The sequence below is a fragment of the Rhizobium sp. AC44/96 genome (assembly GCF_001692185.1).
Lineage (GTDB): Bacteria > Pseudomonadota > Alphaproteobacteria > Rhizobiales > Rhizobiaceae > Rhizobium.
In genome coordinates this window covers 114,728-141,052 of the sequence record NZ_LXKO01000030.1, presented here as the reverse complement: position 1 = coordinate 141,052, position 26,325 = coordinate 114,728, and the positions used below count along the sequence as shown (strand labels likewise).

Annotated in this window: 22 protein-coding genes; 14 read left to right on the top strand and 8 right to left on the bottom strand. The window is 60.3% G+C overall.

Annotated features, from left to right (window positions below):
• Window positions 1-115: 115 nt before the first annotated feature.
• From A6U87_RS20435 to fhuB, 3 genes are all read left to right on the top strand, one after another.
• Window positions 116-2,284, top strand: coding sequence for a TonB-dependent siderophore receptor (locus A6U87_RS20435; RefSeq protein WP_065693133.1), 2,169 nt, complete (start codon window positions 116-118; stop codon window positions 2,282-2,284).
• Between the two features lie 104 nt (window positions 2,285-2,388).
• Entirely contained in the window at window positions 2,389-3,264 is an 876-nt protein-coding gene (locus tag A6U87_RS20430) for an ABC transporter substrate-binding protein (protein ID WP_065693132.1), read from the top strand.
• A gap of 4 nt (window positions 3,265-3,268) precedes the next feature.
• A complete protein-coding gene (fhuB, locus tag A6U87_RS20425; protein ID WP_065693131.1) occupies window positions 3,269-5,248 on the top strand; it encodes a Fe(3+)-hydroxamate ABC transporter permease FhuB in 1,980 nt (659 codons plus the stop codon).
• 133 nt (window positions 5,249-5,381) lie between these two features.
• Here the strand turns inward: fhuB and gabD are convergent, their stop codons facing one another.
• Window positions 5,382-6,836 (bottom strand): NADP-dependent succinate-semialdehyde dehydrogenase, encoded by a 1,455-nt coding sequence (gabD, locus tag A6U87_RS20420; RefSeq protein ID WP_065693378.1) that lies wholly within the window; start codon window positions 6,834-6,836, stop codon window positions 5,382-5,384.
• A gap of 210 nt (window positions 6,837-7,046) precedes the next feature.
• Window positions 7,047-8,072 (bottom strand): LacI family DNA-binding transcriptional regulator, encoded by a 1,026-nt coding sequence (locus tag A6U87_RS20415; RefSeq protein WP_083199609.1) that lies wholly within the window; start codon window positions 8,070-8,072, stop codon window positions 7,047-7,049.
• 182 nt (window positions 8,073-8,254) lie between these two features.
• Between A6U87_RS20415 and A6U87_RS20410 the strand changes: the two genes are divergently transcribed.
• The 11 genes from A6U87_RS20410 to A6U87_RS20360 all read left to right on the top strand — a co-directional run bounded on the left by A6U87_RS20410 (window position 8,255) and on the right by A6U87_RS20360 (window position 22,214).
• A complete protein-coding gene (locus A6U87_RS20410) occupies window positions 8,255-11,023 on the top strand; it encodes a glycoside hydrolase family 2 protein (RefSeq protein WP_065693129.1) in 2,769 nt (922 codons plus the stop codon).
• Between the two features lie 78 nt (window positions 11,024-11,101).
• A complete protein-coding gene (locus A6U87_RS20405; protein WP_065693128.1) occupies window positions 11,102-12,184 on the top strand; it encodes an ABC transporter ATP-binding protein in 1,083 nt (360 codons plus the stop codon).
• Entirely contained in the window at window positions 12,184-13,068 is an 885-nt protein-coding gene (locus A6U87_RS20400; protein WP_065693127.1) for a carbohydrate ABC transporter permease, read from the top strand. Before A6U87_RS20405 ends, A6U87_RS20400 begins: the two co-directional genes overlap by 1 nt.
• A complete protein-coding gene (locus A6U87_RS20395) occupies window positions 13,065-13,913 on the top strand; it encodes a carbohydrate ABC transporter permease (RefSeq protein WP_065693126.1) in 849 nt (282 codons plus the stop codon). Before A6U87_RS20400 ends, A6U87_RS20395 begins: the two co-directional genes overlap by 4 nt.
• Before the next feature lie 62 nt (window positions 13,914-13,975).
• Window positions 13,976-15,292 (top strand): extracellular solute-binding protein, encoded by a 1,317-nt coding sequence (locus tag A6U87_RS20390; RefSeq protein WP_065693125.1) that lies wholly within the window; start codon window positions 13,976-13,978, stop codon window positions 15,290-15,292.
• A 188-nt stretch (window positions 15,293-15,480) separates the two neighbouring features.
• Entirely contained in the window at window positions 15,481-17,154 is a 1,674-nt protein-coding gene (locus A6U87_RS20385; protein WP_065693124.1) for an amidohydrolase, read from the top strand.
• A gap of 94 nt (window positions 17,155-17,248) precedes the next feature.
• Window positions 17,249-18,352: an ABC transporter ATP-binding protein gene (locus A6U87_RS20380; protein ID WP_065693123.1), complete on the top strand. Its 1,104-nt coding sequence runs from the start codon at window positions 17,249-17,251 to the stop codon at window positions 18,350-18,352.
• 1 nt (window position 18,353) lies between these two features.
• Window positions 18,354-19,274 (top strand): ABC transporter permease, encoded by a 921-nt coding sequence (locus A6U87_RS20375; RefSeq protein ID WP_065693122.1) that lies wholly within the window; start codon window positions 18,354-18,356, stop codon window positions 19,272-19,274.
• Window positions 19,267-20,067 (top strand): ABC transporter permease, encoded by an 801-nt coding sequence (locus tag A6U87_RS20370; protein ID WP_065693377.1) that lies wholly within the window; start codon window positions 19,267-19,269, stop codon window positions 20,065-20,067. The genes A6U87_RS20375 and A6U87_RS20370 overlap by 8 nt, the downstream gene beginning before the upstream one ends.
• A gap of 35 nt (window positions 20,068-20,102) precedes the next feature.
• Entirely contained in the window at window positions 20,103-21,116 is a 1,014-nt protein-coding gene (locus A6U87_RS20365) for an extracellular solute-binding protein (RefSeq protein WP_244499553.1), read from the top strand.
• Between the two features lie 66 nt (window positions 21,117-21,182).
• Window positions 21,183-22,214: a histone deacetylase family protein gene (locus A6U87_RS20360; RefSeq protein ID WP_065693120.1), complete on the top strand. Its 1,032-nt coding sequence runs from the start codon at window positions 21,183-21,185 to the stop codon at window positions 22,212-22,214.
• A 13-nt stretch (window positions 22,215-22,227) separates the two neighbouring features.
• Here the strand turns inward: A6U87_RS20360 and A6U87_RS20355 are convergent, their stop codons facing one another.
• The 6 genes from A6U87_RS20355 to A6U87_RS20335 all read right to left on the bottom strand — a co-directional run bounded on the left by A6U87_RS20355 (window position 22,228) and on the right by A6U87_RS20335 (window position 26,119).
• A complete protein-coding gene (locus A6U87_RS20355; RefSeq protein ID WP_065693119.1) occupies window positions 22,228-23,076 on the bottom strand; it encodes an SDR family oxidoreductase in 849 nt (282 codons plus the stop codon).
• The gene (locus tag A6U87_RS20350) at window positions 23,073-23,858 is read right to left on the bottom strand and encodes a hypothetical protein (protein WP_065693376.1); all 786 of its coding nucleotides are present in this window, start codon (window positions 23,856-23,858) and stop codon (window positions 23,073-23,075) included. The genes A6U87_RS20355 and A6U87_RS20350 overlap by 4 nt, the downstream gene beginning before the upstream one ends.
• 10 nt (window positions 23,859-23,868) lie before the next feature.
• Window positions 23,869-24,462, bottom strand: a complete 594-nt coding sequence (locus tag A6U87_RS20345; RefSeq protein WP_065693118.1) for a protein-S-isoprenylcysteine O-methyltransferase — start codon at window positions 24,460-24,462, stop codon at window positions 23,869-23,871.
• Window positions 24,463-24,517: 55 nt separating this feature from the next.
• A complete protein-coding gene (locus A6U87_RS20340) occupies window positions 24,518-25,093 on the bottom strand; it encodes a hypothetical protein (protein ID WP_065693117.1) in 576 nt (191 codons plus the stop codon).
• 151 nt (window positions 25,094-25,244) lie between these two features.
• On the bottom strand, window positions 25,245-25,373 hold the full coding sequence (locus A6U87_RS30510; RefSeq protein WP_083199635.1) for an ABC transporter: 129 nt from the start codon (window positions 25,371-25,373) through the stop codon (window positions 25,245-25,247).
• A 170-nt stretch (window positions 25,374-25,543) separates the two neighbouring features.
• Window positions 25,544-26,119 carry a L,D-transpeptidase gene (locus A6U87_RS20335; protein ID WP_065693116.1) on the bottom strand — a complete coding sequence of 192 codons (576 nt, stop codon included), beginning with the start codon at window positions 26,117-26,119 and terminating at the stop codon, window positions 25,544-25,546.
• Between the last annotated feature and the right edge of the window lie 206 nt (window positions 26,120-26,325).

Genomic DNA, 26,325 nt, shown 5'->3' with positions numbered 1-26,325 from the left:
CAAAATCGTTCAATTCTCCCCGGATAGCGACAAGCTCGGCCATTAAAATTGAGTTAATTACTCACCTTATTCAGGTGATGGCCGTGCCTTTGCGCGGCGTGGATGGGGTAACGGCATGCATAGCAGGACCAAGGGTTTCATTTTCAGGGCCAATCTGTTGGCGGGGGTGGCTGTTGCCGGGTTGGCACATGCGTCCTCCGTGCTGGCGCAGGAGGCAACGGAATTGCAGCCGGTGGTGGTTCAAGGTGCAGACGTCGCCGCGTCCGATGCCGCGGCGACCGGCCCTGTCAAAGGCTATGTCGCCAAGGCGACGACGACGGGTTCGAAGACCGACACTCCGCTGAACGAAATTCCGCAATCCGTCTCCGTCATCGGGCGGCAGGAGCTCGACGATCGTGGCATCACCAACAAGGTGGACCAGGCGCTGTTCTACACGCCGGGCGTTGTGGCTCAGCCTTATGGTAATGACGGCGATACGGACTGGTTCTTCATTCGCGGTTTCAACGCCACGCAGACCGGCGTTTTCATGGATAACCTCTCGCTGTTCAGCTATGGCTTCGGCGGTTTCCAGATCGATCCGTTCATGCTTGAGCGCGTCGAAGTGCTCAAGGGACCGTCCTCGGTTCTTCTCGGAGGCGCCAATCCAGGCGGCGTGGTCAACCTTGTGCGCAAGCGCCCGACGGATGACCCGCTCTATTATGCCGAGACTGGCATCAATTCGAACGGCAACGCATTCGCCGGTTTCGACATTTCCGACAAGGTCGGTTCCAGCGACACGATGACCTATCGTCTCACCGGCAAGGTTGCCGGTGGCGACAACTATGTCGATTACACCCACGACAAGCGTGGCTTCATCATGCCCCAGCTGACTGTCGCTCCGGACGACGCAACGAGCCTCACCGTTTGGGGTTATGCTGGCGCGCTCGATCAGGTGCATTCGAGTAACGGCTTCCTCCCCTACGTGGGAACGGTTGTGAACGCGCCCTATGGAAAAATCGACAGAAAGACATTCCTTGGCGAGCCCGATATCGATGACGGCAACTATACGCAGCAAATGCTTGGCTACGAGTTCGAGCACGAGTTCGACAATGGCTGGAAGGTGTCGCAGGACCTCCGCTATGGTCATCTGGACAAGCATGAGATCGGGCCGTACCCCTATGGCTACACCGACGCGACCCTGACCGAGCTTTATCGCGTCGGCTTCGAGGGTACCTCCAGGGTGGATACGGTCTCCGTCGATAACCGGGCAGAGAACGAGTTCGATCTCGGTGGCGCAACCCACAACGTCATGGTGGGCTCCGACTACAAATACTACAAGCTGGATCACGTGCAGAAATGGCCGACGTGGCCCGCCGCCGCGACGCCTATCAGCCCGGTTGATCCGATCTATGGCTTGCCGCAGCCGGCGAACGATGTGCAGCTCGATCAGGTTGTCACGCAGCAGCAGCTTGGCATCTACGCCCAGGACCAGATACACTTTGGCGGCGGTTGGGTGGCGACCGTCAACGGACGCTATGACTTCGTCAACACCGACGCCGATGCTGTTGTCGGGACGAGCTACAGCACGAACGATGCGGCAGCCAGTGGACGTGCCGGTTTGGCGTATGAATTCGATAACGGCGTGACGCCTTACGTCAGTGTCGCGAGCTTCTTCAATCCGCAGATCGGAACCGGTATCTCCGGCGCCCTGAAGCCGGAGGACGGCTATCAGGTCGAAGGCGGCGTCAAATACGAGCCGACATTCATCGATGGCGTGATCACAGCGTCCGTCTTCCACATCACCAAGCACAACAACACGGTCACCTATCCGGACTTCAGCCAGAGCCAGCTTGGTGAGGTTGTCTCCCGTGGTGCGGAGCTGGAAGCCAAGATCAATCTTGATGACAATTGGAAGATGCTTGGTTCGTTTGCCTATACCGACATGGAAGTGACCGAGAACCAGGCCAACCCCGCATTGGTGGGCAACTCGCCCTATATCGTCCCGAAGGTGACGAGCGCGCTGTGGCTCGATTATGCTGTGACGTCGGGTGCCCTGGAGGGGATGAGCCTTGGAGCTGGTGTCCGCTATCAGGGCTGGTCATGGGCCGATGAAGCGAACACCAGGAAGGTCCCAGGCGCAGCAGTATTCGACGCGGCTATCCGCTACGAAAAGGAAAATTGGGTCGCATCGCTCAACGTCAGCAATCTCTTCGACAAGGAATATGTGTCCGGTTGCGGTGGCCTCAGCGTTTGCGGTTACGGTGACGCTCGGACGGTTACGTTCAAGCTGAGCAAGAAATGGTAAGTTGACAGCGGTGGTTTAGTTTTGCATTGGCTGCGCGACCGGGAGGGCTTGTCCCTCCCGGTGTCTTACCCCGTTAGAACGGTCCGCTATCTCCTGTGACAACAGTGACGTATTCAACCCGAAGGCATTTCATCGCAGGCGCTGCCGCCTTGCTGGCCGCACCTGCCGTCTTGTCGGCGCAGCAGCTGCCGCGGGTGGCGACGCTGGACTGGGCGTTGCTTGAAACGCTGCTTGCGATTGGCGCGAATGTTGTGGCTGGGACGGAGCTCCGGCAGTTCCGCCAAGTTGCGGTAGCGCCTGACGTGCCAGCGTCGGTCTCGGATCTCGGCCTGCGCGGCACGCCAAACTTCGAAGCGATGCGTTTTGCAAGGCCGGACCTGATCTTCAACTCGAATTTCTACGCCTGGGCCGACAATCTGATGAGCCGGATCGCACCTGTGGTAAGCCACGCGATCTATGAGCCGAACGAAAGTCCCTTTGTGCTCGCCGAAGCGGCGGCGCTCGCAATCGGGGACAGGTTGAAGCTGCCCGCAGCCGAGCAGTTGCGGGACACGCTTTCCGAAAAACTTGAGCGATATCGCGCCGTCTTTGCCGGTGGTGACGGGCGACCGGTCATCCCGATCAATCTCGGCGATGCACGGCATTACCGAGTGTTCGGTGCCGACAGCATGTTCGGCGAAGTCTTGAAGCGTGTTGGACTGGCGAATGCCTGGTCGGGTGCCACCAGCTATTCCGCCATGGCGCCGGTCGGCATCGAAACGCTTGCCGCCGTTCCCGAGGCCTGGATCGTGATGATCCCGCCGCAGCCCGAAGACGCGCTGGCAGCCCTCAAGACCAGCGCGTTCTGGAACGCGCTGCCGGCGGTGCGCCAGGGACGCGTCCTGACCTTGGGCTCGATCAACCCCTACGGCGCTTTGCCAGCAGCAATGCGGTTTGCCGATCTTCTCGCGGAAGGGCTGACACGTGCCTGGAACGGCTAACCGCGTGCCAAACCGCGCCATATCACCCTTCGCTCCCGCGAACGGCGCGGTGTTCGCCGTGCTCTGCGTCATCGCGTTCGCGCTGCTTGTTCTGTTGCGGCCACAGGTTCCCACCGACGCCGCAGATGCGGCTATGCTGGACTCAATTCTCCTGTGGGACAGCATGTTGCCACGCGCGGCGATGGCGCTGATCGCGGGAGCTGCGCTCGGTCTTTCCGGAGCGTTGCTGCAGCGGGTGCTGCGCAATCCGATCGCCGATGCCTCGACGCTCGGCATCGCCTCCGGCGCGGAGTTGGCGCTGACCATCGCCATGAGCTTTTCGCCGCTGCTTCTCGGCGTTTCGCGGGAACTCGTTGCCTTCGGCGGCGGACTGGTAGCGGTGGCCATCGTGCTAGCACTCAGCTGGCGGCGCAGCCTCGATCCGGTCACTGTCGCTCTTTCCGGCATGATCGTGACGCTGATTGCTTCGGCGCTGAGTGTCACGGTTGTTCTCGCGCGCGGCGAATATGCGATGTCGATCTACATATGGGGCGCGGGTTCGCTCAGCCAGCAGGACTGGAGTGGTGTGCTTTCGCTTGGTCCCCGCCTGCTGATCGGCGCGCTCGCGGCCACGCTACTGATGAGGCCCTTGACCGTGCTTTCGCTGGACGACGGGGCAGCCAGAAGCCTTGGGGTCGCACTGCATACCACCCGCTTCCTGGTGTTGGCGCTCGGCGTCTGGCTCTCGGCCTCTGTGACGGCGCAGGTCGGGATCATCGGATTTCTCGGGCTCGCGGCACCTGCGATCGCGCGCTTTGTCGGGGCGAGGACCACCCGGCAAGTGATGATTGTCGCTCCGCTGGTGGGAGCTGGCCTGCTGTTTCTCACCGATTGCATCACGCAGCTGCTTGGGCCGGGATTTTCCGATCTGGCGCCTGCCGGTGCCGCCACGGCACTGCTGGGAGGACCGCTGCTGCTGTTCCTCCTGCCGCGCGTCCACTCCGTCGCCGCAGTGACGGCGCGCTCCGCCGCTGCATTTCGTCGTATGGAGCGACCGGTTGTGGGCCTGCTTGCACTCTGCGTGCTGGTCTTGTTTTTTCTTCTGGCAGCACTGGCGATTGGACCGGGCGAGGATGGCTGGCACGTCGCGGTGGGGGCGCTGTTTTCCGACCTGCTTCCGTTTCGTCTGCCGCGCACGGCTGCAGCCGGAGGTGCCGGGGCGTTGCTTGCCGCCGCAGGCTTCATCATGCAGCGAGTGACCGGCAATCCGATCGCGAGCCCGGAAGTGCTGGGCGTCAGTGCAGGCGGCGGTGCCGGGCTCACCGTGGCGCTATTCCTCTTCGGGTTTCCGTCACCGACAATCATGCTCACTGCCATGGCACTCGGGGCGTTGGTGACGTTTATGGTGATGGTTGCCATCGCTGGCCGTACCCAATTCGCACCCGAAAGACTGTTGCTGGCCGGAATAGCAATCGGCGCCTTTGCCATGGCGATCGTCACCATGGTGCTCGCGCAGGGCGATATGCGGGGGTATATCCTACTTACATGGCTCTCGGGATCGACCAGCCGAGCCGGCGCCTTTGAGGCCTGGACAGCGGTGATTTCTGCCGTTGCGCTGGCAGGGGCACTGCCCTTGCTGGGGAGATGGCTCACGATATTGCCGCTTGGCGGCAGCGCCAGCCGTGGCCTCGGCCTTTCGGTCGGTCTTAGCCGGCTGATCCTAGCCGTCATCGCCGCGGTGATGACTGCCATAGCGTCCTTCCTCGTCGGCCCGCTAAGCCTCACCGGCCTGATCGCACCACACCTCGCCCGTTTGATCGGCTTTCAGAAACCCGGCCACCAGCTACCGGCGAGCATCCTGATCGGCGCGGGCGTTCTGATCGCCGCCGACTGGCTCTCGCGAATCATCATCTATCCCTATCAGGTGCCGGTCGGGCTCTTTGCAGCTTTGATCAGCGGTCCGTACCTCGTATGGCTGCTGACGCGCAGGCATGGTCGACAATAACGGACGAGACGCCGGGGCGACCTGTCGATCATGCGCTCGGTCTATGAAATCGCTCGGCAAGCAACGGTCCAAGGACCCACTGTAAAATCGGCTCCCTGCCCCCATGGAAAGGGAGCCGATCTGTACCTTGAGCTCAGCTTATGCTGCCGAGGCACACATATTTGATCTCCATGAACTCCTCGATGCCGTACTTCGAGCCTTCGCGGCCGAGGCCGGAGAGCTTGACGCCGCCGAAGGGCGCTTCGGCTGTCGAGATCAGCCCGGTATTGACGCCGACCATGCCGTATTCCAGCGCTTCGGCGACCCGGAAGACGCGGGCGAGATCCTTGGCGTAGAAATAGGAAGCAAGACCGAACTCGGTGTCGTTCGCCTGCTCGATGACATCCGTTTCATCCTTGAAGCGGAAGAGGGGGGCTACCGGCCCGAATGTCTCTTCGCGCGCAACCGCCATGTCCTTGGTGACATTGGCAAGGACGGTGGCTTCATAGAAGGTACCGCCGAGCGGGTGGCGCTTGCCGCCCTGCACCACGTTTGCTCCCTTGGCCAGCGCATCGGCAACATGTTCCTCGACCTTTTCGAGGGCCGGCTTGTCGATCAGCGGTCCAAGGATGACGCCTTCGTCGAAGCCGTTCCCGGTTTTCAGCTTGCCGACCGCGGCCGCAAGTTTCTGCGCGAAGGCATCGTAGACACTGTCCTGGACGTATAGGCGATTGGCGCAGACGCAGGTCTGGCCGTTGTTGCGGAACTTTGCGATCAGTGCGCCTTCGACGGCTGCATCAAGGTCGGCATCGTCGAAAACGATGAAGGGGGCATTGCCGCCGAGTTCCAGGCCGAGCTTCTTGATCGTCGGTGCGCTCTGTTTGTAGAGCTCAGCACCGATCTCGGTGGATCCGGTGAAGGTCAGTTTGCGAACGGTCGGATTGGAAGTCATCTCCGCGCCGATTGCCGCGGCCGAGCCGGTGACGACGCTGAACAGGCCTTTCGGCAGGCCGGCGCGTTCGGCGAGATGGGCGATCGCCAGCGCCGAGAAAGGCGTCTGCGAGGCGGGCTTCAGAACCATGGCGCAACCGGCGGCAAAGGCGGGGCCGGCTTTGCGGGTGATCATCGCGTTTGGAAAATTCCAGGGCGTGATGGCAGCGACAACGCCGATCGGCTGCTTCATCACCATGAGGCGCTTGTCCGGCTGATGGCCAGGGATCAGGTCGCCATAGACGCGGCGGGCTTCTTCCGCGAACCATTCGACGAAGCTCGCGCCATAGACAATCTCGCCGGTCGCTTCGGCGAGCGGCTTGCCCTGCTCCAGCGTCAGGATGCGGCCGAGATCATCCTTGTTCTCGATCATCAGCTCGAACCACTTGCGCAGGATGCCGGAACGCTCCTTGGCAGTGCGTGCGGCCCAGCCTTTCTGGGCGGTTCGCGCGGCCTCGATCGCCTTTTTCGTCTCGGCTGCGCCGAGCTTCGGCACGCGGCCGATGATTTCGCCGGTCGCGGGGTTGTTGACCTCGATCGCGTTGGCGGGATCGGCATCGATCCATTCGCCGCCGATCAGTGCCGCTTGGCGAAAGAGTGAGGGGTCCTTGAGGTTCATATTGCTCATCCTGTTCAGAGAAGGTCTGCGACTCTGCATTCCGTCGGCCACGCTGGTCGTGGCATCGGAGGCAATGTCGGCATCCTTTGGTCGGATGTCAAATTGCACTGTCGCACGCGAGGAAAGGGGCTTTCCGCGAATCAACCACGTTTGGCGCGGCGGGCTAACGGATGGGCGGGGGCACGCGAACGTCGCCAAACAATCATGTGATCACGGTGCGGTTGGCTCGGCAATCGAGGCACGCTCGACAAGCGGGCACTCGATCTTGATCTTCTGCGTGGTGCGGTGAGATGAGATGCCCTCGTTGTGGTCAAGCAGCGCGCCCACAGCCCATCGTGCCATTTCGTCGTGGGGCAGCAGCACGGTCGAAAGCGGCGGCACCATGTAGGAGGCCAGATCCTCGTCGTCGAAACCCACCACGGAGATGTCTTCCGGGACACGCAAGCCGCGGCTCTTGACGGCGTCATAGGCGCCGACTGCCATGCGGTCGTTAAAGCAGAAGATGGCGGTCGGCGGGTCTTGTCGATCAAGCAGTTTGAGTGTGAGTTCGCGACCGCCGTTGACGGTCCATCCCCCCATCAGAATGAGGTCTTCATCAACGGGAACGTCCCAGGTGGTCAGCGCCTGCCGGTATCCTTTTTCGCGGTCTCGGGCGGCGTCGATCCAGTCCTCTCCCTTCAGGTGGGCGATCCTGCGATGGCCGGCCTTCAGCAACGCTTCGGTCGCCGCGTGGCCGCCCGCGATGTCGCCGGGAACAACCGAGGGATGGCGGCGATGCTTGTCGTAACAGTTCACGAGAACCGTAGGGATGTCGTTCAGCCGCTCGGGGGCAACGATCTGCCGGGTCGTCAGGGTCGTGTAGAGAATGCCGATAACATTGAGTTCCTGCAGCAAATCGAGTGCTGCGCTCTCGATCTTGGGATCGGATCGGGTGCAGAAGGTTGCAATCAGGATATCCTGCAGCGCCGCTTCGTCGCGCGCGCCCTCGATGAAGGGCATGGCGAACGGGGTTGTGCTGACTTCGTCGATCAGTAATCCGATCACGGGCCGCCGGTGTTCGGGAACGTTATGTCTCGGGCCCTTGCGATAGCCGAGCGCCTCCGCGGCTTCCATGACGCGTGCCCGGGTGACCTCGGAAACGCGTGGGTTGCTGACCCCATTCAACACGAGAGATACGGTTGCCTGTGAGACGCCTGCACGCTGTGCAACGTCAACCATGGTTGCACGCTTGGTCACTGTCTGTCCCACTTCATCGATCGGCCCATCCCATTCATCAAGCTATAGAAAATCCACTTTTCCGACAACCGGCCCCTGTGGGTTTTGCGCATCGTGGAATTTTCCGCTTGCCACTAAGTTATAATGTCGATACCCATCACTAATAATATAACTAATAACATAATCCGCAAGGGAGAGAGTTCATGACCGCCCATGTCACGCCCGCTTTGGCGCCGTCTCAGGATGCGCGCAAGCGAATGACACTCGACGGCCTCTGGCAGTTCAAGTTCGAGAGCGATGCCGATTGGCGCTCGACAAATGTCCCGTCCGTATGGCAGTCCGAATTCGCCGATCTGCGTGACGCTTTCGGCAAGGGGGTCTATCGTCGGCGGTTCTCGCTGCCGCAGGATTGGGCCGACCGCGACATTTCCCTTCATTTCGGTGCGGTAAACTATTTCGCTGAAATCTCGGTCAACGGTCAGTCGATCGGGACGCATGAAGGCGGCTACCTTCCGTTCACATTGAGCATCCCGAGCAGTGTGCTCAAGGCGGAGAACGAGATCGATGTTTCGGTCACGCTCCCGAGCGCCGACGCGACCAAGTACCCGCAGTTTCCTTTTGCGGAAATTCCGCACGGCAAGCAGAGCTGGTATGGCCCGCTCGGCGGCATCTGGCAGTCGGTGACGCTGGAAGCGCGCGATGCCAGCCATATCAAGCATGCAACGGCAAATGCCGACCTTGCATCCGGCGCCGTCCGCTTCGATCTGGATCTTTCTGCCGCCGCGGTAGACGCAGAGGTGCGCGTCCTCGTCCATGGGCCAGACGGTGCGCTGGAGGTGACAGGCAAGGGGGTCGGCCGTACGTTGAGCGTCGTTGTTCCGCGGGTGAAGGCGTGGTCGCCCGAGACGCCGAACCTTTACCGTGCTGACATTAGCCTTTCCGTGGCGGGCGCAATCGTCGATGCCACGTCGGTCACGTTCGGCTTTCGCACCATCGAGACCCGGGACGGTCAACTCTTCCTGAATGGCGCGCCGCTCTACATGCGTGCAGCGCTCGATCAGGACTACTATCCCGAGGGCATCTGCACGCCTCCTTCGCTGGAGTTTCTCGAAGATCAGGCCCGCAAGGCCAAGGAGCTTGGGCTAAATACGCTGCGCATTCACATCAAGGTTCCCGATCCGCGCTACTACGAAGTGGCTGACCGGCTTGGGCTCTTGATCTGGACTGAAATCCCGAACGTCCAGACGTTCACCGACGCGTCGGCCAGACGCATGCGCGAGACGATGGAGGGCATTGTCCGGCGCGACGGCCATCACCCGTCGATCATCGCCTGGACGATCATCAACGAGGATTGGGGAACGCGCACCGTCGAGAATGCCGACCATCGCCAGTGGCTGGCCGAGACCTATGACTGGCTGAAGGCGCTCGATCCGAGCCGTCTTGTTTCTGATAATTCCGCCTGCTTCCCGAACTTCCATGTGAAGTCGGATCTCAATGACTACCACTATTACCGTTCAGTTCCGGAACGTCGCGAAGAGTGGGACGACATCACCAAGCAATTCGCAGGCGGCGCTGCGTGGACCTATTCGGGTCTTGGTGATGCACAGCGGCGGGGCGATGAGCCGCTTATCGTTTCCGAGTTTGGCGTATGGGGGCTGCCTGATCCGTCGAAGGTCCTTCTCAAGGATGGCTCCGAACCCTTCTGGATGGAGACCGGTGCGACATGGGGCGATGGCGTTGCCTATCCGCACGGCGTCCAGAAGCGCTTCCGATCGCTGCATCTGGATACCGTCTTCAAGGATTTCGGCTCGTTCATCGAGGCCGCCCAGTGGTACCAGTTCGCAAATCTGAAGTACGAAATCGAAGTGATGCGCGCGCACCCGACGATTGTTGGCTACGTCATCACGGAATTCACCGACGTTCATTGGGAAGCAAACGGCCTTCTCGACATCAACCGAAATCCGCGCGTCTTCCACGACCAATTCGCAAGCATCAATAGCGATATCGTGATTGTCGCCCGCCCGACTGCCTGGTCGGCTTACGCGGGGGATGTTCTGGAGGTTGATCTCTCGGTCGCGACCGGTGGTGCGTCCATCCCCGATGGGGCAACGATCCGCTGGACCTACGGGCACGACGGCGAGCGAGTTCTGCCGACAACGGCTGCCAATGCGGTGGCAAGCGTCGGCGTGGTGCCGATGCAGATGCCGGATACCGACGCCAACCGCACGCTGCACATCGAGTTCGAAGTCCTGTCGAATGGCCAGCGGCTTGCGACCAACGTTCTCGATATCGCGCTCTACGCAAAGCGTAGCCGGGCCAACCTGCCGAGCATCGCTTCCAAGGACCCGGCGCTTCGCGCTTTTGCCGAGACGCTGGGTTATCCTATCGCTGAGCCTGAAAGAGCTGACGTCAATCTGGTGCATGCCCTCGACGAGAGCGACATCGAGGCGATGCGTCACGGCGCACGCTATTTCGTGATCGCGGATGGCAGCGTTCCCACGCATCGCAATCTGCGCACGGACATTCCCGCCGGCGAAAAGCTCTATCGCGAGATGACCATCGATGAGCGGGATATGCCGGTCGGCATCGATCAGCAGCTTCCAGGCATCGGCCTGATCGCGCGTGAAGGCACGCTGTGGCGCGGCGACTGGATTGCCAACTTCAGCTGGATCCGTCGTGACGGTGCATTCGCTTCGTTGCCGGGCGGTCCGTTGCTCGACCTGTCGTTCGAGAAGGTCGTGCCGCATCACGTCATGACGGGCTTCCGCACATTCGAGTATGCCGGACCGGTCCATGGCGGGCTTGTCATCGGTTGGGTTCACAAGCCTGCGGTCACGATCGCCGAGCGCCGCGTCGGCCGTGGCAATCTCGTTGCAACGACTTTCCGGCTAACCAATGCAGCTGCCGGTACGGATCCGGTCGCTGCCGCCTTGTTCGACGCCATGATCGCGACGGTCAATCAGAGCAAGTGACGATGTCAGAGCTGGGCGCGGAAGGCCGCACCCAGTCTCGCACGGCAAGGCTCTGGAGCCCAATCACGGGAGGAATACGTGGCGCTCATTGAACTGGTAAACATAAGCAAGCAATACGGGGCCGTGCAGGTCATCGACAATCTGTCCCTGACGATCAACTCCAACGAGTTCATGGTCTTCCTTGGCCCATCCGGGTGCGGGAAATCCACCTTGCTGCGAATGATTGCCGGGCTGGAGGGCATCGACGGCGGCGAGATCCGCATCGACGGCAAGCGCATCGATCATCTGCCACCGGGCGAACGCGGTATCGCCATGGTGTTCCAGCACTATGCGCTTTATCCGCACATGAGCGTTCGCGACAACATGGCCTTCGGCCTGCGCAACATTGGCGTCGACGAAGCGGAGATCGGTCGCCGGGTAACGGAGGCGGCGCAGGTTCTTGTTCTCGACAAGCTGCTGGATCGCAAGCCGGGCCAACTGTCCGGCGGCCAGCGTCAGCGCGTGGCTATCGGCCGCGCGATCGTCAAGGAGCCGCAGGCCTTCCTGTTCGACGAGCCTCTGTCGAACCTCGATGCGGCACTGCGCGTCAGAACGCGCGTCGAGCTCGCGCAGCTTCACAACCGGGTCAAGTCGACGATGGTCTTCGTCACTCACGACCAGATCGAGGCGATGACGCTCGCGCACCGGATCGTGGTGATGAACAACCGTCGCATCGAACAGGTCGGCACGCCGATGGAGATCTATGCACGGCCTGCGACGCGTTTCGTCGCCGAGTTCGTCGGTTCTCCTGCCATGAACTTCCTGCCGGTGAAACTCGAGGGCGAGGTTGTTCGCCTCACCGATGGAGCGACCGTCCGTACGGCGGTGCGGTTCAACGACCTGGCATCGTCCGGCCACTACACGCTGGGTGTCCGTGCGGAAGCGATTTCGATTGGGCAGGCCGGAACAGGCGACACCGATGCCGTTGTCGAGGTGATCGAGCGTTTGGGCGATCGCACGCTGGTTTATGCGCGCATCGCAGACAACTCGCTGCTGGTGGCGGAAGCCAAGGGCGATAGCCCGCTCGCGCCCGGTGCGGCTGTGGCGCTGACGTTCGACGGCCGCAGAACCCACCTGTTTGACGCGGCCGGCCGCGGCTATCACACGGCGGAGGCCGCGTGATGAACCAGGCCATGCACATGAACGAATCCCGCCTGCGGAATGGGTTGTTCGTTGCACCGTTCGTATTTGTTTTCGTCTGCCTGCTGGTCATCCCGCTCTTTTGGGGCTTCTGGCTCGGGCTGACGAAGGCTGACCTCTTCGGCCCCGGCAAGTTTGTCGGGATTGCCAACTATACGCGCCTGTTCAACGACAAGATTTTCCGCGGCGCGGTACTGAATACGCTCTATTTCGTTGTCCTGACCGTGCCGGTTCTTGCCGTGTTTGGCTTGGCGCTTGCCTTGGCACTCAATCGCAAGACACGCTTCGCCTCGGTGATGCGCGCCGTCTTTTTTGCCTCGTCGGTGCTCTCGGTCACGGTGGTTACGCTGATATGGCGCATTGTCTTCATCCCCGACATCGGCCTGCTTTCCAATATCTTCGGCTGGTTCGGCCTGCCGCAGGTCACCTTCCTCAGCAATGCGCGCCTTGCGCTTCCTGCTGTTGCGATCGCAACAGTCTGGTGGGGCGTGGGCTTGCCGATGATGCTGTTCCTGGCGGCCCTGCAACAGGTTCCGGGCGAGATCTATGAAGCCGCGGCGCTCGACAATGCCGGGCGCTGGAAGACGCTGTGGCGCATCACGCTTCCGTCGATCCGCCGGACATTCCTGCTCGTGCTGATCATTCAGAGCGTGCTCCAGTTCCAGGTGTTCGGCCAGGCGCAGTTGATGACGCAGGGCGGTCCCAACAATGCTTCGAGACCAATCGTTCTTTACATCTACGACGTTGCCTTCACCCGCTTCGATGTCGGCATGGGCGCTGCGACCTCGCAGGTTCTGTTCGCGATCATCCTGATGGCCGGCATGCTGCAATACTTCCTTTCCAACCGGCGCGGAGAAAATCGATGAGCGGCACAAGCTCCGGCATGGTCGGAAAAACCCTCGGCGATCGCATCATCCTTCTGGCCGTCGTGGTCGCCGGCCTGATCATGGTCGTGCCGATCCTCTGGGTCGTCGGGCTATCGTTCAAGCTCAATGCGGAACTGAAGCTGGATACGAATTCGGTCTTCCACGTTCCCTATACGGTCAAGAACTACGTGGACGTTCTCGGTGGATCGAATGTTTTCCGCTGGTTCCTGAACAGCCTCATCGTTTCGTCGGGCATGACGCTCGGCGTATTGATCCTGTCGTCGCTTGCCGGCTATGGTTTTGCCCGGCTGCGCTTTCCGGGACGCGACATTCTTTTCGTCATCGTTCTGTTCGGCCTTGCCGTCCCGGAGCAGGCGGTGATTGTCGCGCGGCATCAGATCTTCAGCATGCTGCGGCTGCATAACACCTATCCCGGTTTGATCCTGCCGGGTCTGGCTGCACCATTCGGTGTTTTCCTGATGACACAGTACTTCCGGGAGATTCCGAAGGAACTGGACGAGGCAGCGCTGCTCGACAACGCGTCACGCTTCAAGATTTTCTGGAAGGTGCTTCTGCCCCTGACCATCCCGGCCCAGGCGACACTCGGTGTGTTCACCTTCCTCGGCGCCTGGAACGACTATCTCTGGCCGCTCATCTCTGCGACCAAGAAGGACATGTACACGATCACAACCGGCATCGCTTCCATGCAGATGAACTTCGCCCAGACCGAAGGCCTTGGCTTCCTGATGGCCCAGGCGGTGTTCGCAGGGCTGCCGACGCTCGTCGTTTACCTGTTCTTCCAGAAATACATCGTCACTGCGGTTTCGGGTTACGCAGTGAGATGACGATCATGACCTGACAATCCGGTTTCAACCCGCGTTTTCGCAAGCAATAGGAGGAGATTGCAATGAAGACTAGCTTGAGAAACATCCTACTGGCGGCGGCCATGACCATGGCGTCGTGGCCAGCCGTGGCCGCTGATCCGGTCGAAATCACCGTCCAGCGCTTCTTCGGATCGTGCGACGCCGATTGGGGCACCAACACCGACGTCAGCAAGGCTGTCGGCGAGTGCGGGATCATCACCTCGCAGATCAACAAGTTCGTTGCGGACAATCCGGACATCAAGATCAACGTAAACACCGTCGAATGGCCCGGCTACGACCAGCTGACGGCACAGCTGGCATCGGGCGAGCCGCCGGATGTCGTCACCATTCACGAATCCGTTCTCTCCGACTACCAGTCGAAGGGTCTTCTCGAGCCTCTCGATGCGGTTCTCAAGGCTGCCGGCGTGGAGCCTTCGGCTTTCACCTCCGCTGGCCGCGAGGGTGTCACGAAGGAAGGCCAGATCTTCGGTCTGCCGATCGATTCCCACACCATGCTGTGGCACATCAACATGAACTACTTCCGCCAGGCGGGTCTGGTGAATGACGACGGCACGCCGGTGCTGCCGAAGACCGCCGACGAGCTGCTCGCACAGGCAAAGCAGTTCAAGGAAAAGACCGGCAAGCCCTATCTCGTCCAGAGCATGGCCAACGAAAAGGGCGCCTTCTATCGTGCGCTCTATATCTACCTGACGCAGATGAAGTCTGACTTCTTCGCGGATCCGACCCACGTCAAGCTCAACACGCCTGAAGCCAAGAAGATCGTTCAGCTGTTCAAGGATATCTATGATCAGGATCTGACAACGAAGGATCAGGACTACGCTGCATCCCTGTCCGGCTTCACCAAGGGTGATGGCGGCGTTCTCCTGAACGGTACCTGGGTCGTCGGCGATTTCGACGCTCTGTCGAAGCAGGCGGACAATCCGCTCAGCAACGGCTACGCGGTCTATCCGTATCCGCCGGTATTCGGTGGTGAGCCGGCATACTGGTCGGACGGCCACTCCTGGGCAATGACGAAGAAGGATCGTTCTCCTGAACAGGTTGCCGCTATCGGCAAGTTCCTGAAGTTCATGGCCGATCACAACTTCGATTGGTCTCGCACCGGTCACCTGCCGGCTCAGCAGGCGGTCATCGACTCTGCCGAGTTCAAGGCGTTGCCGCATCGCACCACGATCCTCAGCATCGCGAATGTTGCCAAGCCGCTGCCGGCACAGGTTCGTCATCAGTTCGCCGTCAATGACATCATCGGCGAAGAGATGGCCTCCGCCATCACCGGCCAGAAGGAAATCGATGCCGCGCTGACTGATGCGGAAACCCGCGTCAACGACCTGCTTGCCAACTAACGTTATGCAATGGTTCATCCGGCGACTGCCGGGTGAACCACCTCGCTTGGCGTCCTCACGGGGACGTTTCAAGCGCCTGCTGAACAATCTGGCGCCACGGATCTTTTAGATTCGATCAGGCCTTGTCTGGCTGCCGCGGAGCATGATTAGCTGGGTCTCACTCCTTTCCGATTCAGGGTCAGCCATCCATGTCCGATTTTGCCGAGCTTCTCATTGTCAACGCGCGCGTCCTGTCACCCGGTACGACGCGGTCTGGTCTCTCTACCATCGCCGTCTCCGGCGGAAAGATACGGGGTGTTGAGGCAGACGAGGGACCGGCGAGCTGGCGTGGGCCGGATACCCGGATAGTCGATGCCGCCGGCGCTTCCGTTACGCCCGGTTTTTCCGAGAATCACATGCATCTGTTTTCCGGGGCGGCGGAGCTGGACCACCTTCAACTCAAGGGCGTATCCGGATTGGACGAGCTGACGGCCGCCGTTCGGCAATATGCTAAGGGCCGCGACGAACAGAAAATTCTCTTCGCCCAGGGGGCGGATTACACGTTGCTCGGCGAGACGGATCGCTTGACACGGCACGATCTCGATAAGATCTCGCCGGATCAGGGCCTGATACTTTTCGCCCCCGATCATCATACGGCGTGGGCCAACACAAGGGCGCTCGAGCTGTCTGGGCTTCTCGAAGGCAAGCAGCTTCGGCCTGGCAATGAGATCGTTATGGGCGCCGATGGCCTTGCAACCGGCGAACTTCGAGAAATGGAGGCTTTCAGCCCGGTTCAGGCAGCCGGCGGCTTCGGGCGCTATCGCCTCGGCCTTTCGACGGGCGGTGAGCCGGATCCACGACCGACCGCCGCGGAATGGCGCACGGACATGGATGTGATGCGGCTCGGCCTCGACTACTGCGCCCGGCACGGCATCACAACCATCCAGAACATGGACGGCAACCTCTATCAGCTGGAACTCCTTGCCGCGATCGAGGAGGAGGATGGCGCGCTGCCGTGCCGCGTGATGATCCCGTTCCATTTCAAGAATTTCATGTCGGTCGACATGCTTGAAAAGGCCTCGGAGATGGCAGCGCGCTACGACAGCGACTTCCTGCGCTCGGGGGTGGTCAAGGTGTTCTTCGATGGCGTTCTCGACAGCTGGACCGCAGTCATGGTCGAGCCCTATGCCGATCGCCCCGACTATTGCGGTGAAGGACTGTTTACGGCCGAGCAGTTTCGTGAGGTCGCGGTCGAAGCCGATCGCCGGGGCCTGCAGATCGCCGTTCATGCGATCGGTGACGGTGCCGTCAAGGCGGTGCTCGACGGCTATGCCGCAGCGCGCGAGGCGAACGGGGTTCGAGATAGCCGCCACCGTATCGAACATATCGAAGTGGTGCATGGTTCGGACATTCCGCGATTTGCCGAGCTCGGGGTCGTAGCCTCGATGCAGCCGCCGCATCCACCGGGCTGCATGGGCGTGCCGCTGGAGCCGACCGTATCGCGCATTGGTCGCGGTCGTTGGCCGCTGAGCTATGCCTGGCGCACGCTCAAGGATGCCGGCGCCCACATTTGCTTTGCCTCCGATTGGCCGGTCTCGCCCATCAGCCCGATCCACGGCATGCATGCCGCGATCACAAGGACGCGTTGGCAGGAAAGCGATCCAGACCAAAGCTTTTCGCTACCTGAAGCTTTGGAAGCCTACACCGTCGAGGGCGCCTATGTCGAATTCCGTGAAGCGACCAAAGGACAGATCAAGCCGGGCTTCCTGGCCGACATCACGATCCTCAGCCATGACCTTGAGGCGATCGATCCAACGGACCTGACCAGCGTTCGCCCAGTTATGACGATCTGCGGCGGCCGCATCACCTTTTCGGAGAAATGATTGGGCGGGCTTGCGAATTCGGGTTGTCAATCGCTTTGCGCTGTGCTCACCTAGCGTCAAAAGGGAACAGCAATAACGAACGCGAAGCCTGTGCATGACGCAATTGAATGCCGTCGAAATTCGCAGTGTGTCCAAATTTTTCGGCTTCGGCGAGTATGCCGTAGCCGCCGTCAACGAGACCTCGCTCGCCATCCGGCAGAATGAGTTCTTCACGCTTCTTGGACCTTCCGGTTGCGGAAAAACGACTCTGCTGCGCTTGATCGCCGGCTTCGAGTTTCCGACCCATGGCGAGATCCTGCTGGATGGCGAGAACATCGCTGCAATGCCGCCGTTCAAAAGGCCGATCAATACGGTCTTTCAGAACTATGCACTTTTCCCTCACATGACTGTCGGCGAAAACATCGCGTTCGGCCTGCAGATGCTCGGCCGCCCCAAGGCGGAGGTGGCGGAACGAGTGGCCGCCATGTTGAAACTCGTGCGGATGGAGGCTCTGGCCAACCGGCGTACCAGCGAGATCTCGGGCGGCCAGCAGCAGCGCGTCGCGCTTGCAAGAGCCCTGGCACCACGGCCGAAAGTGCTGCTGCTGGACGAGCCGCTTTCCGCGCTCGATTACAAGCTGCGGAAAGAAATGCAGATCGAGTTGAAGCGACTGCAGGCCGAGACAGGGATTACCTTCATCTTTGTCACGCATGACCAGGAAGAAGCGCTGACCATGTCGGACCGCATCGCGGTCCTGTCTGCAGGCAAGGTGCTGCAGGTCGGTGCGCCGCGCGATATCTATGATGCGCCAGCTGACCGGTTCGTAGCCGACTTCATCGGCGAGACGAATTTCCTGGAAGGCCGCGTGATCGCGTTCAGCGGACAGCATGCCGATGTTCATCTCAAGGCCGGGGGGCAGATTCGCGCCGCGGTTCCTTCCGACTTTACGCCGGACGGCGACGTCACCGTGGTGCTCCGGCCCGAGCACGCCGGCTTTTGTGCCCCCGAGGAGGCCAGTGGGGCTGGCGGCATTCGGGGGGCGCTGACCAATATCATCTATAGCGGCACCGATACCCACTACCATGTTCGGCTGTCTGACGGCGCGACGTCCTTCACGATCCGGCAACAGAACAAGCCAAACCAGAGCATCGGTCTGGCGGTCGGCGACGAGGTCGGGATCGCCTTCGCGCCAAACGCCGCGCGGGTCTTGAGGGGTTAAGATGAGCGAAGCCGCCGGGGTCATGGACGATTACAGACGGCGCGACATTCGAAATCGCTGGCTGCTCTCCACTCCGGCCCTGCTCATCATCCTCTTCGCCGCCTGCGGTCCGCTTCTCATCGTACTGGTCTATTCGTTCCTGACACCGGGACCCTACGGCGACGTGCAATGGCTATTTTCCGAGGATGGCTGGATCGGTGTATTTCTGCAGCGCGACATATTCGACGACACGCTTTCGCTGGCGGATGCTCACGCGTCAATCTTCGTTCGTTCGGCCGTTCTGTCGCTGCTGACAACCGTTTTCACGCTCGTTCTCGGCTTCCCGACGGCCTACTTCATTGCAGCGCGGCCGGAGCGCACGCGTGAACTGTGGCTTTTCCTGATCACGATCCCGTTCTGGACGAACCTGTTGATCCGAACCTTCGCGATGCTTGAGATCCTGCGTAACGAGGGGCTGATCAACACGCTGATGCTGCGTCTCGGTCTGATCGAACGTCCGATCCAGATGCTGTTCACCAACGGCGCGATCATGGCGGGCATGGTCTATGTCTATCTACCGCTGATGGTGCTGCCGATTTATGCAAGTCTTGAGAAGCTGGATTTCCGGCTGCTCGAAGCCGGCTACGACCTCTATGCAACGCCGTTCCAGGTGTTGAAGCGTATCGTCCTGCCGCTGTCCATGCCCGGCATTGTCGCGGGCTCCATTCTGGTCTTTATCCCCTCGCTTGGCGCCTATGTCACCCCGACAATCCTCGGCGGTGGCAAGAACATGATGCTTGGAAACCTGATCGAACTGCAATTCGGGCAAGGCAGAAACTGGCCGCTCGGCTCCGCTCTGTCGATCGCGCTGATGGTCGTGGTCATGGCGGCGCTGCTCGTCTATGTCCGCAACGCCGGCGCGCGAGGCAATGGCCATGGCTAGGAGTTTTTCGGTCAAGCGTCAGGCAGGCTTCACGACCATCGCGATGATCTGCTTCTTCCTGCTTTACCTGCCGATCGCGGTTCTCGTCGTCTATGCCTTCAACGCGGGCGAAAGTCTTGCGAATTGGGAGGGCTTGTCGCTGCGTTGGTTCGACCGCGCGTTTAACAACGCGCAGGTTATCGACGCATCGATCCGATCGCTGCAGATTGCAACAATTGCAGCCGTCGTTGCTACAATCGCTGCCACGATGGCGGCGCTGGCAACGACACGCACACCGGCCTATCGCGGCTTGACGATGAAGTATGCCTTCATCAATGCGCCGCTGATGGTGCCGGAGATCGTTACGGCCGTGGCGCTGCTCATCCTCTTCTCCCGCATCAAGATTTGGACCGGCTACACTGGGCTCGGCTATCTCATCGCGGCACATACCGCGTTTTGTGTTCCGTTCGCTTACCTGCCGATCCGCGCGCGGCTCGAGAACATGGATCTGACGCTTGAACGGGCTGCTGCGGATCTCTACGCCACGCCGCTCAAGACGTTTCGTTACGTCACCTTCCCCTTGCTCTGGCCGGGTATTCTCGCCGGTCTCATGCTGGCGTTCGTCATCTCGCTCGACGACGTCGTCATCACCGAGTTCGTCAAGTCGGCAGGGGAGGACACGCTGCCGACCTACATGCTCGGGCAAATAAGACGAGCGATCACGCCGGAGATGAATGCCATCTCCACCGTCTTCTTCGTCCTCTCTGTCGCAGCCGTCACAGTCTTCTTCTTCGTCAATAAGAAACGTGGATAACGAAAGGGAACAGCATGAAGATCGCCAAATCAGCCATGGTCATAGCCGCCGTATTGCTGGCTTCGACCTCGCACTCCTTCGCCGAAGGTGTGCTGAACATCTACAATTGGGGCAACTATACCAGCCCCGAAATGATCAAGAAGTTCGAGGACAAGTACAAGGTCAAGGTGACGATCACCGACTACGATTCGAACGATACGGCGCTTGCCAAGGTTCGCCAGGGTGGCTCCGGCTTCGACATGGCTGTGCCCTCGCAAAACTACCTTCCGATCTGGATTTCCGAAGGGCTGCTGCTGGAAAGCCGGCCGGACCAGATGGAGAATTTCAAGAACGTCGCCAAGGAATGGGCGGATCCGGATTTCGACAAGGGGCGCCACTATTCGGTGCCGTGGGCGATGGGAACGGTCGGAACGGTGGTCAACACCGACGTCTATAAAGGCGACATCAACACGTGGTCGATTGTCTTCAATCCCCCGGATGAGCTGAAGGGCAAGATCAACGTCGTACCGGAGATGAACGACGTGATGGACGCGGCCGTTCTCTATAGCGGCGGCAAGAAGTGCACGGGCGACCTCAAGGTCCTCAAGAAGGTGCGTGACACCCTGATCGCGGCAAAGCCGAACTGGGTGGCGATGGAGTACAACACCATCGAGAAGATGACCTCTGGCGACTTCTCCGCGACCAGCGACTGGAACGGTTCGGCCTTCCGGCAGCGGTTGAAGAACCCGGCTATCCACTACGGCTACCCGAAGGAAGGCTTCGTCGATTGGAGCGACAATCTGGTGATCCTGAAGGATGCCAAGAACGTCGAGAACGCAAAGCTCTTCCAGAACTTCATGATGGAGCCTGAAAATGCCGGCATGAATTCCGGCTTCCACCGCTATGCCAACGGCATTGCCGGCTCCGAGCAGTTCATGCCGGCAGATATGAAGGATGCGCCGGAGATCAAGGTGCCCGCCGAATTTGCGGCCAACGGTCATCCGTCGGAGACTTGCCCGCCTGAAGTTCAGGCGCTGTACACCAAGATCTGGACAGAACTTCAGAAGTAAAATTCCAGGCCGGCCGTGCGATGGCATATGTCTCGCACGGCCGCATCCTTTTCTCGGAAAATTCATATGAAGACCGTTTTTTCGCCGCTGCATAGCGGCCATTCCAGCCAGCTTGAACTCGTCGCGGGTGCCATCGTTCCAGGTTTCGAGTTGCCGTCCCGACCGCAATTCGTGGCGGAGCGCATCGGCGCCGTCGGTCTCGGACCGATCCTCGCGGCCGAAGAGCATGACCTCTCCACCGCGGCCAAGGTGCATCGGCAGGACTATCTCGATTTTCTGCCAACAGTCTGGGATCGCTGGACAGCACTTGGCCGTTCAGGAACCGCGCTGCCATTCACCTGGCCGACGCGCGGTTTGCGCGGCGATGTTCCACCCGATTTCATCGATGGGTTGCTCGGCTATTATTCTTTCGATGCCGGCGCGGGTTTTGTCGAGGGAAGCTGGAAAGCCATCAAGTCGTCGCATGACGTCGCACTGACCGCGGCAGCAATCGTCCACGGCGGCGATCGATCCGCCTTCGCGCTTTGCCGCCCACCCGGACATCATGCCGGTGCGGCCTTTGCAGGCGGTTACTGCTATATCAACAATGCTGCTGTGGCGGCGCAGTGGTTCCGCGACAAGGGAGCCAAGAAGGTCTCCATCCTCGATGTCGACTATCATCACGGCAATGGCACGCAGGAAATCTTCTACTCTCGCGCAGACGTCCAGGTTTTGAACCTGCATGCCGACCCGATGCAGGAATATCCATACTTCCTCGGCCATGCGGACGAGCGGGGTTCCGGGGAAGGAGAGGGCTTCAACCTCAACTATCCGATGCCGTTTGGCACCGCTTGGGATCGCTGGAGCGCATCGCTGGACGACGCTTGCGACAGACTGGCCGAGTATGCACCCGATGTCGTGGTGGTTTCGCTCGGCGTCGATACGTTCGAAAAGGATCCGATCAGCAAGTTCAAGCTGACGACGGACGACTTTCCGAAAATCGGCGCGCGCATAGCGGCGCTCGGTCTGCCGACGCTGTTCGTCATGGAAGGCGGCTATGCCGTCGAGGAAATCGGCGTCAACGCGGTCGGCGTGCTGTCGGGCTTCGAAAACGCCTGAGATCCGGCGCCGGCTAGCGGCCACAGCATTCCCTAAACTTCTTGCCTGAGCCGCAGGGGCAGGGGTCGCCGCTGCGTTGCTGTAGCCGGCCGATCAGGGGCACCATGATGGCCGACGGCAGCGCTGCCGCTATAAATGCCGCCAGCTTGGCGGAGATCCCTGGTATCACAAGGCGACGGCCGGACCGAAGGCCGCGCCAGGCCTGTTCGGCGACATAAACGGCATCGAGCTTCGGCAGGATCTTGAACAATGCGGCGCGATTGGCGCCGGATTTTTCCAGAAACTCCGTTGCGACAGGTCCTGGTGCTACGCAGGTCACGGTAACGCCGCTGCGGCGCAGCTCATAGTGAAGCGACTGCGAGAACGACCGGACGAACCCTTTGCTCGCATAATACAGGGCCATGTAAGGACCAGGCGTGAAGCTCGCGATCGAACTCAGGTTGAGAACGCCGCCGCGGCGGCGGGCGACCATGCCAGGAAGGAAGCGGAGCGTGAGGTCGGTAAGAGCGCGAATGTTGAGATCGACCATCCCAAGCTGTTCGTCATATTTCAGGATGGTCGCTCCGCCCCGCAATCCGTAGCCGGCGCTGTTGACCAGGACATCGCAATATAGACCTTTCTCGGAAAGGAAAGTCTCCAGCGCTGCCGCCGCGTCGCGTGCTATCAGATCCAGCGCAAGCACGTAGGCTTCGGCGCCGGATGCCTTCACATTGGCTGCCACGGCAGCAAGCCCCTCGGCGGAACGGGCGACGAGGACGACGATCGTGCGTTCCCTCGCGGCAACTTCAGCAATCGCCTTGCCGATACCACGCGATGCGCCAATGACGACGATTGCCGGGCGGAGTTCGCCACTTGGCGTCATGTTGTAGCCTCGGATACTGCCTTGCCCGGGCGCGCTCCGCCGCTCGCAAGCTTTTTGACTTCATCGGCAACGGGGCCGTTCAATATCGTTTCAAAACGCTCTAGCGCACGTGCGACGTTGGCTCCGTCCATGACCCTGTGGTCATAGTGGATGCGAACCGTGACCAGCCCATCCCGATCGATCGGCCCATAGTTGAAGATCGTCGTCAGCGGCGAGAGCGGATTGAGAGATTCGGCACCGAGGCCGGAGTAGACGGACAGCTGGAACGTACCGAAAAACCGTCCGCGCTGGCGTCCAAGATTGAGACCAAGCCACATCAGCAGCCACCTGATCGGTCCCGGCAGGCGGGCGATTTTCAAGGCGCGGCGGAATTGTTTGACGTCGAGAACCGGCCGCGACCGCGCCGCCCCAATCGCCGCGCCCAGGTCGGATATGGACTGGCGCTCGGGGCATTTGATCGTGCTCAACAGCACGGCGCGTTCACCCTCGTATTCTCGCTCATGAGCGACCGAAGCGATGCTCTCAGGGTATTCGTAGAGCTGTGGCCTTGGCAGCTTTACATAGGCGCGCCGCAAGTCTGGCGTCTCGGCGGAGAGAAGCGCGTATCCCTTCAGGAACAGCACGGTCCAGGAGGGGCGATCCTGCAAGGCGGCGCGTGCGCCAAGCAGAGCGCCAAGGTTCATTTGCCGTTGCACCGTCACGCGAGGAACGCCGATCGAAAACCGCATCAGGTCTCCGACAAGGCGCCGTGACGCCGAAAGCTTGACCGCGCGCCCACGCATCATGCCACCTCTAGTAAAGATAAGGGATAAGCCGCTTAGTCTTGTCCATATAGTCGCGATAGCGCGGGCCGAAGACCTCCAGCATCATGCGCTCTTCCTTGTCCACCCGCAGGAAAAAGAGAATAGCGAAGCCGACCAGACCGGCAAGGCCCGCGATCCAGTTTGCAAGAAGGAAGGCCTGGCCGACAGCCATAAGCATGAAGGAGGTGTACATGGGATGGCGAACGAGCGCATAGGGGCCGCGGCTGATCAGCTCGTGCTTTTCGCGAATCTGCAGCGAAATCGACCAGTTCCTGCCGAGTTCCTTGTGGGTTCGGCGAAAAACCCACATGGCCGCTGCAAAGCAGATCGCCCCGACTACGACAGCCCAGACATGCGCGGTATAGTTGGCAAACTTCGGAAATCCGGTCGCGACATAGACGCCAGGCACGAATGCCATGCCGACGAGCGCTGCGGTGAGCCCAAACACCTCTATGGCAGAGCGGCGGTCAGTGACGACGCGAACGCGTTTGGCGCGCCGCTCGAAGGGATAGCGAATGACGGACCACGCGATGATGCCCAGCACCCACGCTATTTGACCCGCTGCAGCGACAGAGACGTTCACGTTAAACCGGGGCCTTTCTGCAATCCATCATGCGATCAATAATAGGCCGATCCAATCAACCTGTATTCATCTCGCGAAGCTTCGTGATGAACTGTTGCGGTCTCAGCCAAATGCTGGGCGTCTTATATCCCATTGATTGAGCGATGTCCGCTACGAAAGCGTTACAATTGTAGACGGATGCTTCCCAGAATTTGGATTTGGCCTGCAGAGCGCGAATATGTGGTACAACCTTGTTATACTCCGCTTCGGTCAGCAGAACGCGCCAGCTCGCCGATCTGTACTGCTCTTCCAGATCGCCATCCGTAGCCCCCGTTGATGCCGGAACCGGGATGAAGTGGCCCATCACGTAGGGTGCTGCATCCGGCGAGGCTGGAGCGAGACCCGCCACCTGCGGGTTGATCATCCCGCCGCCCTTGTCCAGACGACCGAACACCGCATAGGTGTGGCCATAGGTCAGCGCGTAGCGGGATCGGAATTCGATAAAGTACTGGTTAGCCGCATTTGCTTTGACGGGCGTTCCGCTTGTGTCGGACACGAAGCGCGGCTGAGGCGGTTTGTCATCTGTTTGGCATGACGTCAACGCGAGACCAAACAAGAGGAATAGTGACAGATGGCTCTTAGCAAGCATCATCCCCACACGGCATCTCCCAAGCTGAAATGAGCGCAGGCAAAAGGCAAGCGCGCATGCTACCAATGCACGAGCAAGCGGGAAAGCCGGTCTAGCCTGAACGAGGAATGGGGAAGGGCCAGTGACTGCCCCCTCCCCACGCAAAGATCGACTGTTACTTAGTGATAGGCGCTTCCGCTACTGGCGGCGGCGCCTTACCTTTGCCTTTACCAACAGTCCCGCACGAGCTCAGGCTCGCAACGGAAAACACGGCAATCAGTGATAGGATTAGAATTCTGCTCATCAAGTAGTCCTCTCCACAGCACGGAATAAGGTTATCGAAGGCAACGAATCTACTAATAGCGGCAAAATACACGAACGCCAAGTGCGGAAATGACACACCGGCTTTCCGAGCGCCGGGCGTGTCGCAAGATGACTAACAGATCGTGGCGTCTTTGCCGTTAAATGTAAGCATTACACGACCAATACTGGCGTACCGACGGGAATCCGACTGTAGAGATCGACGATATCCTCATTGGTCAAACGGATGCATCCGTTCGATACGGCTTGGCCGATCAGCCACGGTTCATTCGTTCCGTGCAGTCGAAACTTCGTATCCTCGGAGCCGCGATAGAGATAGAGGGCGGCTGCCCCCAAAGGATTGTTCGGCCCGCCCGGCACGCCGCCCGCATACTGCGCCAGGCGGGGTTTGCGCTCGATCATGCTCGCGGTCGGCGTCCATGACGGCCATTCGGCCTTTCGTCCGATGGTCGCTCTACCCTTGTAGCTGAGGCCCTCTTCGCCGACGGCGCAGGCATAGCGCGTGGCTCGACCGCCAGGTTCTACCAAATAAAGAAAGCGTTCAGAGGTGTTTACGACGATCGTTCCCGGCGCTTCATTGGTGCTGTACGCAACCTCCCGCCTTCGCAAATTCGGATTGGCGCCTCGTTCGCCGCTCCCGAATAACCATCCTGCTCCGCTGCACCCCGACGTGATCAAAGCCAAGCCGGACAGCACGAGCGCCCGGCGCGTAATCTGGTTTTTGTCCATTTTCACCCGCTATGCGATCAATCAGCCCTCCCGACGGTGTAACATTCCAATTCTGATTGGCCAAGTCTCGGCCAAAGTCTTCGCAGTGGATTTTGCTGCCCGGCGATCATTCTTACTTGATTATTCGGGCGACTTAGGCATTCCGGTCACAGTGTTCGAATGGAGCGACTGCAACCGAGGCGGGACAAGCCGACGAAACTTCTTGC

What these genes read in the sequence shown, in the direction of transcription:
- A6U87_RS30510 (WP_083199635.1), bottom strand. Translation starts at nt 25,373, where the DNA reads ATGAGCAGAATTCTAATCCTATCACTGATTGCCGTGTTTTCCGTTGCG.
- A6U87_RS20355 (WP_065693119.1), bottom strand. Translation starts at nt 23,076, where the DNA reads ATGACGCCAAGTGGCGAACTCCGCCCGGCAATCGTCGTCATTGGCGCA.
- gabD (WP_065693378.1), bottom strand. Translation starts at nt 6,836, where the DNA reads ATGAACCTCAAGGACCCCTCACTCTTTCGCCAAGCGGCACTGATCGGC.
- A6U87_RS20400 (WP_065693127.1), top strand. Translation starts at nt 12,184, where the DNA reads ATGAACCAGGCCATGCACATGAACGAATCCCGCCTGCGGAATGGGTTG.
- A6U87_RS20410 (WP_065693129.1), top strand. Translation starts at nt 8,255, where the DNA reads ATGACCGCCCATGTCACGCCCGCTTTGGCGCCGTCTCAGGATGCGCGC.
- A6U87_RS20375 (WP_065693122.1), top strand. Translation starts at nt 18,354, where the DNA reads ATGAGCGAAGCCGCCGGGGTCATGGACGATTACAGACGGCGCGACATT.
- A6U87_RS20335 (WP_065693116.1), bottom strand. Translation starts at nt 26,119, where the DNA reads ATGGACAAAAACCAGATTACGCGCCGGGCGCTCGTGCTGTCCGGCTTG.
- A6U87_RS20395 (WP_065693126.1), top strand. Translation starts at nt 13,065, where the DNA reads ATGAGCGGCACAAGCTCCGGCATGGTCGGAAAAACCCTCGGCGATCGC.
- A6U87_RS20365 (WP_244499553.1), top strand. Translation starts at nt 20,103, where the DNA reads ATGGTCATAGCCGCCGTATTGCTGGCTTCGACCTCGCACTCCTTCGCC.
- A6U87_RS20340 (WP_065693117.1), bottom strand. Translation starts at nt 25,093, where the DNA reads ATGATGCTTGCTAAGAGCCATCTGTCACTATTCCTCTTGTTTGGTCTC.
- A6U87_RS20350 (WP_065693376.1), bottom strand. Translation starts at nt 23,858, where the DNA reads ATGCGTGGGCGCGCGGTCAAGCTTTCGGCGTCACGGCGCCTTGTCGGA.
- A6U87_RS20380 (WP_065693123.1), top strand. Translation starts at nt 17,249, where the DNA reads ATGACGCAATTGAATGCCGTCGAAATTCGCAGTGTGTCCAAATTTTTC.
- A6U87_RS20385 (WP_065693124.1), top strand. Translation starts at nt 15,481, where the DNA reads ATGTCCGATTTTGCCGAGCTTCTCATTGTCAACGCGCGCGTCCTGTCA.
- A6U87_RS20360 (WP_065693120.1), top strand. Translation starts at nt 21,183, where the DNA reads ATGAAGACCGTTTTTTCGCCGCTGCATAGCGGCCATTCCAGCCAGCTT.
- A6U87_RS20370 (WP_065693377.1), top strand. Translation starts at nt 19,267, where the DNA reads ATGGCTAGGAGTTTTTCGGTCAAGCGTCAGGCAGGCTTCACGACCATC.
- A6U87_RS20435 (WP_065693133.1), top strand. Translation starts at nt 116, where the DNA reads ATGCATAGCAGGACCAAGGGTTTCATTTTCAGGGCCAATCTGTTGGCG.
- A6U87_RS20390 (WP_065693125.1), top strand. Translation starts at nt 13,976, where the DNA reads ATGAAGACTAGCTTGAGAAACATCCTACTGGCGGCGGCCATGACCATG.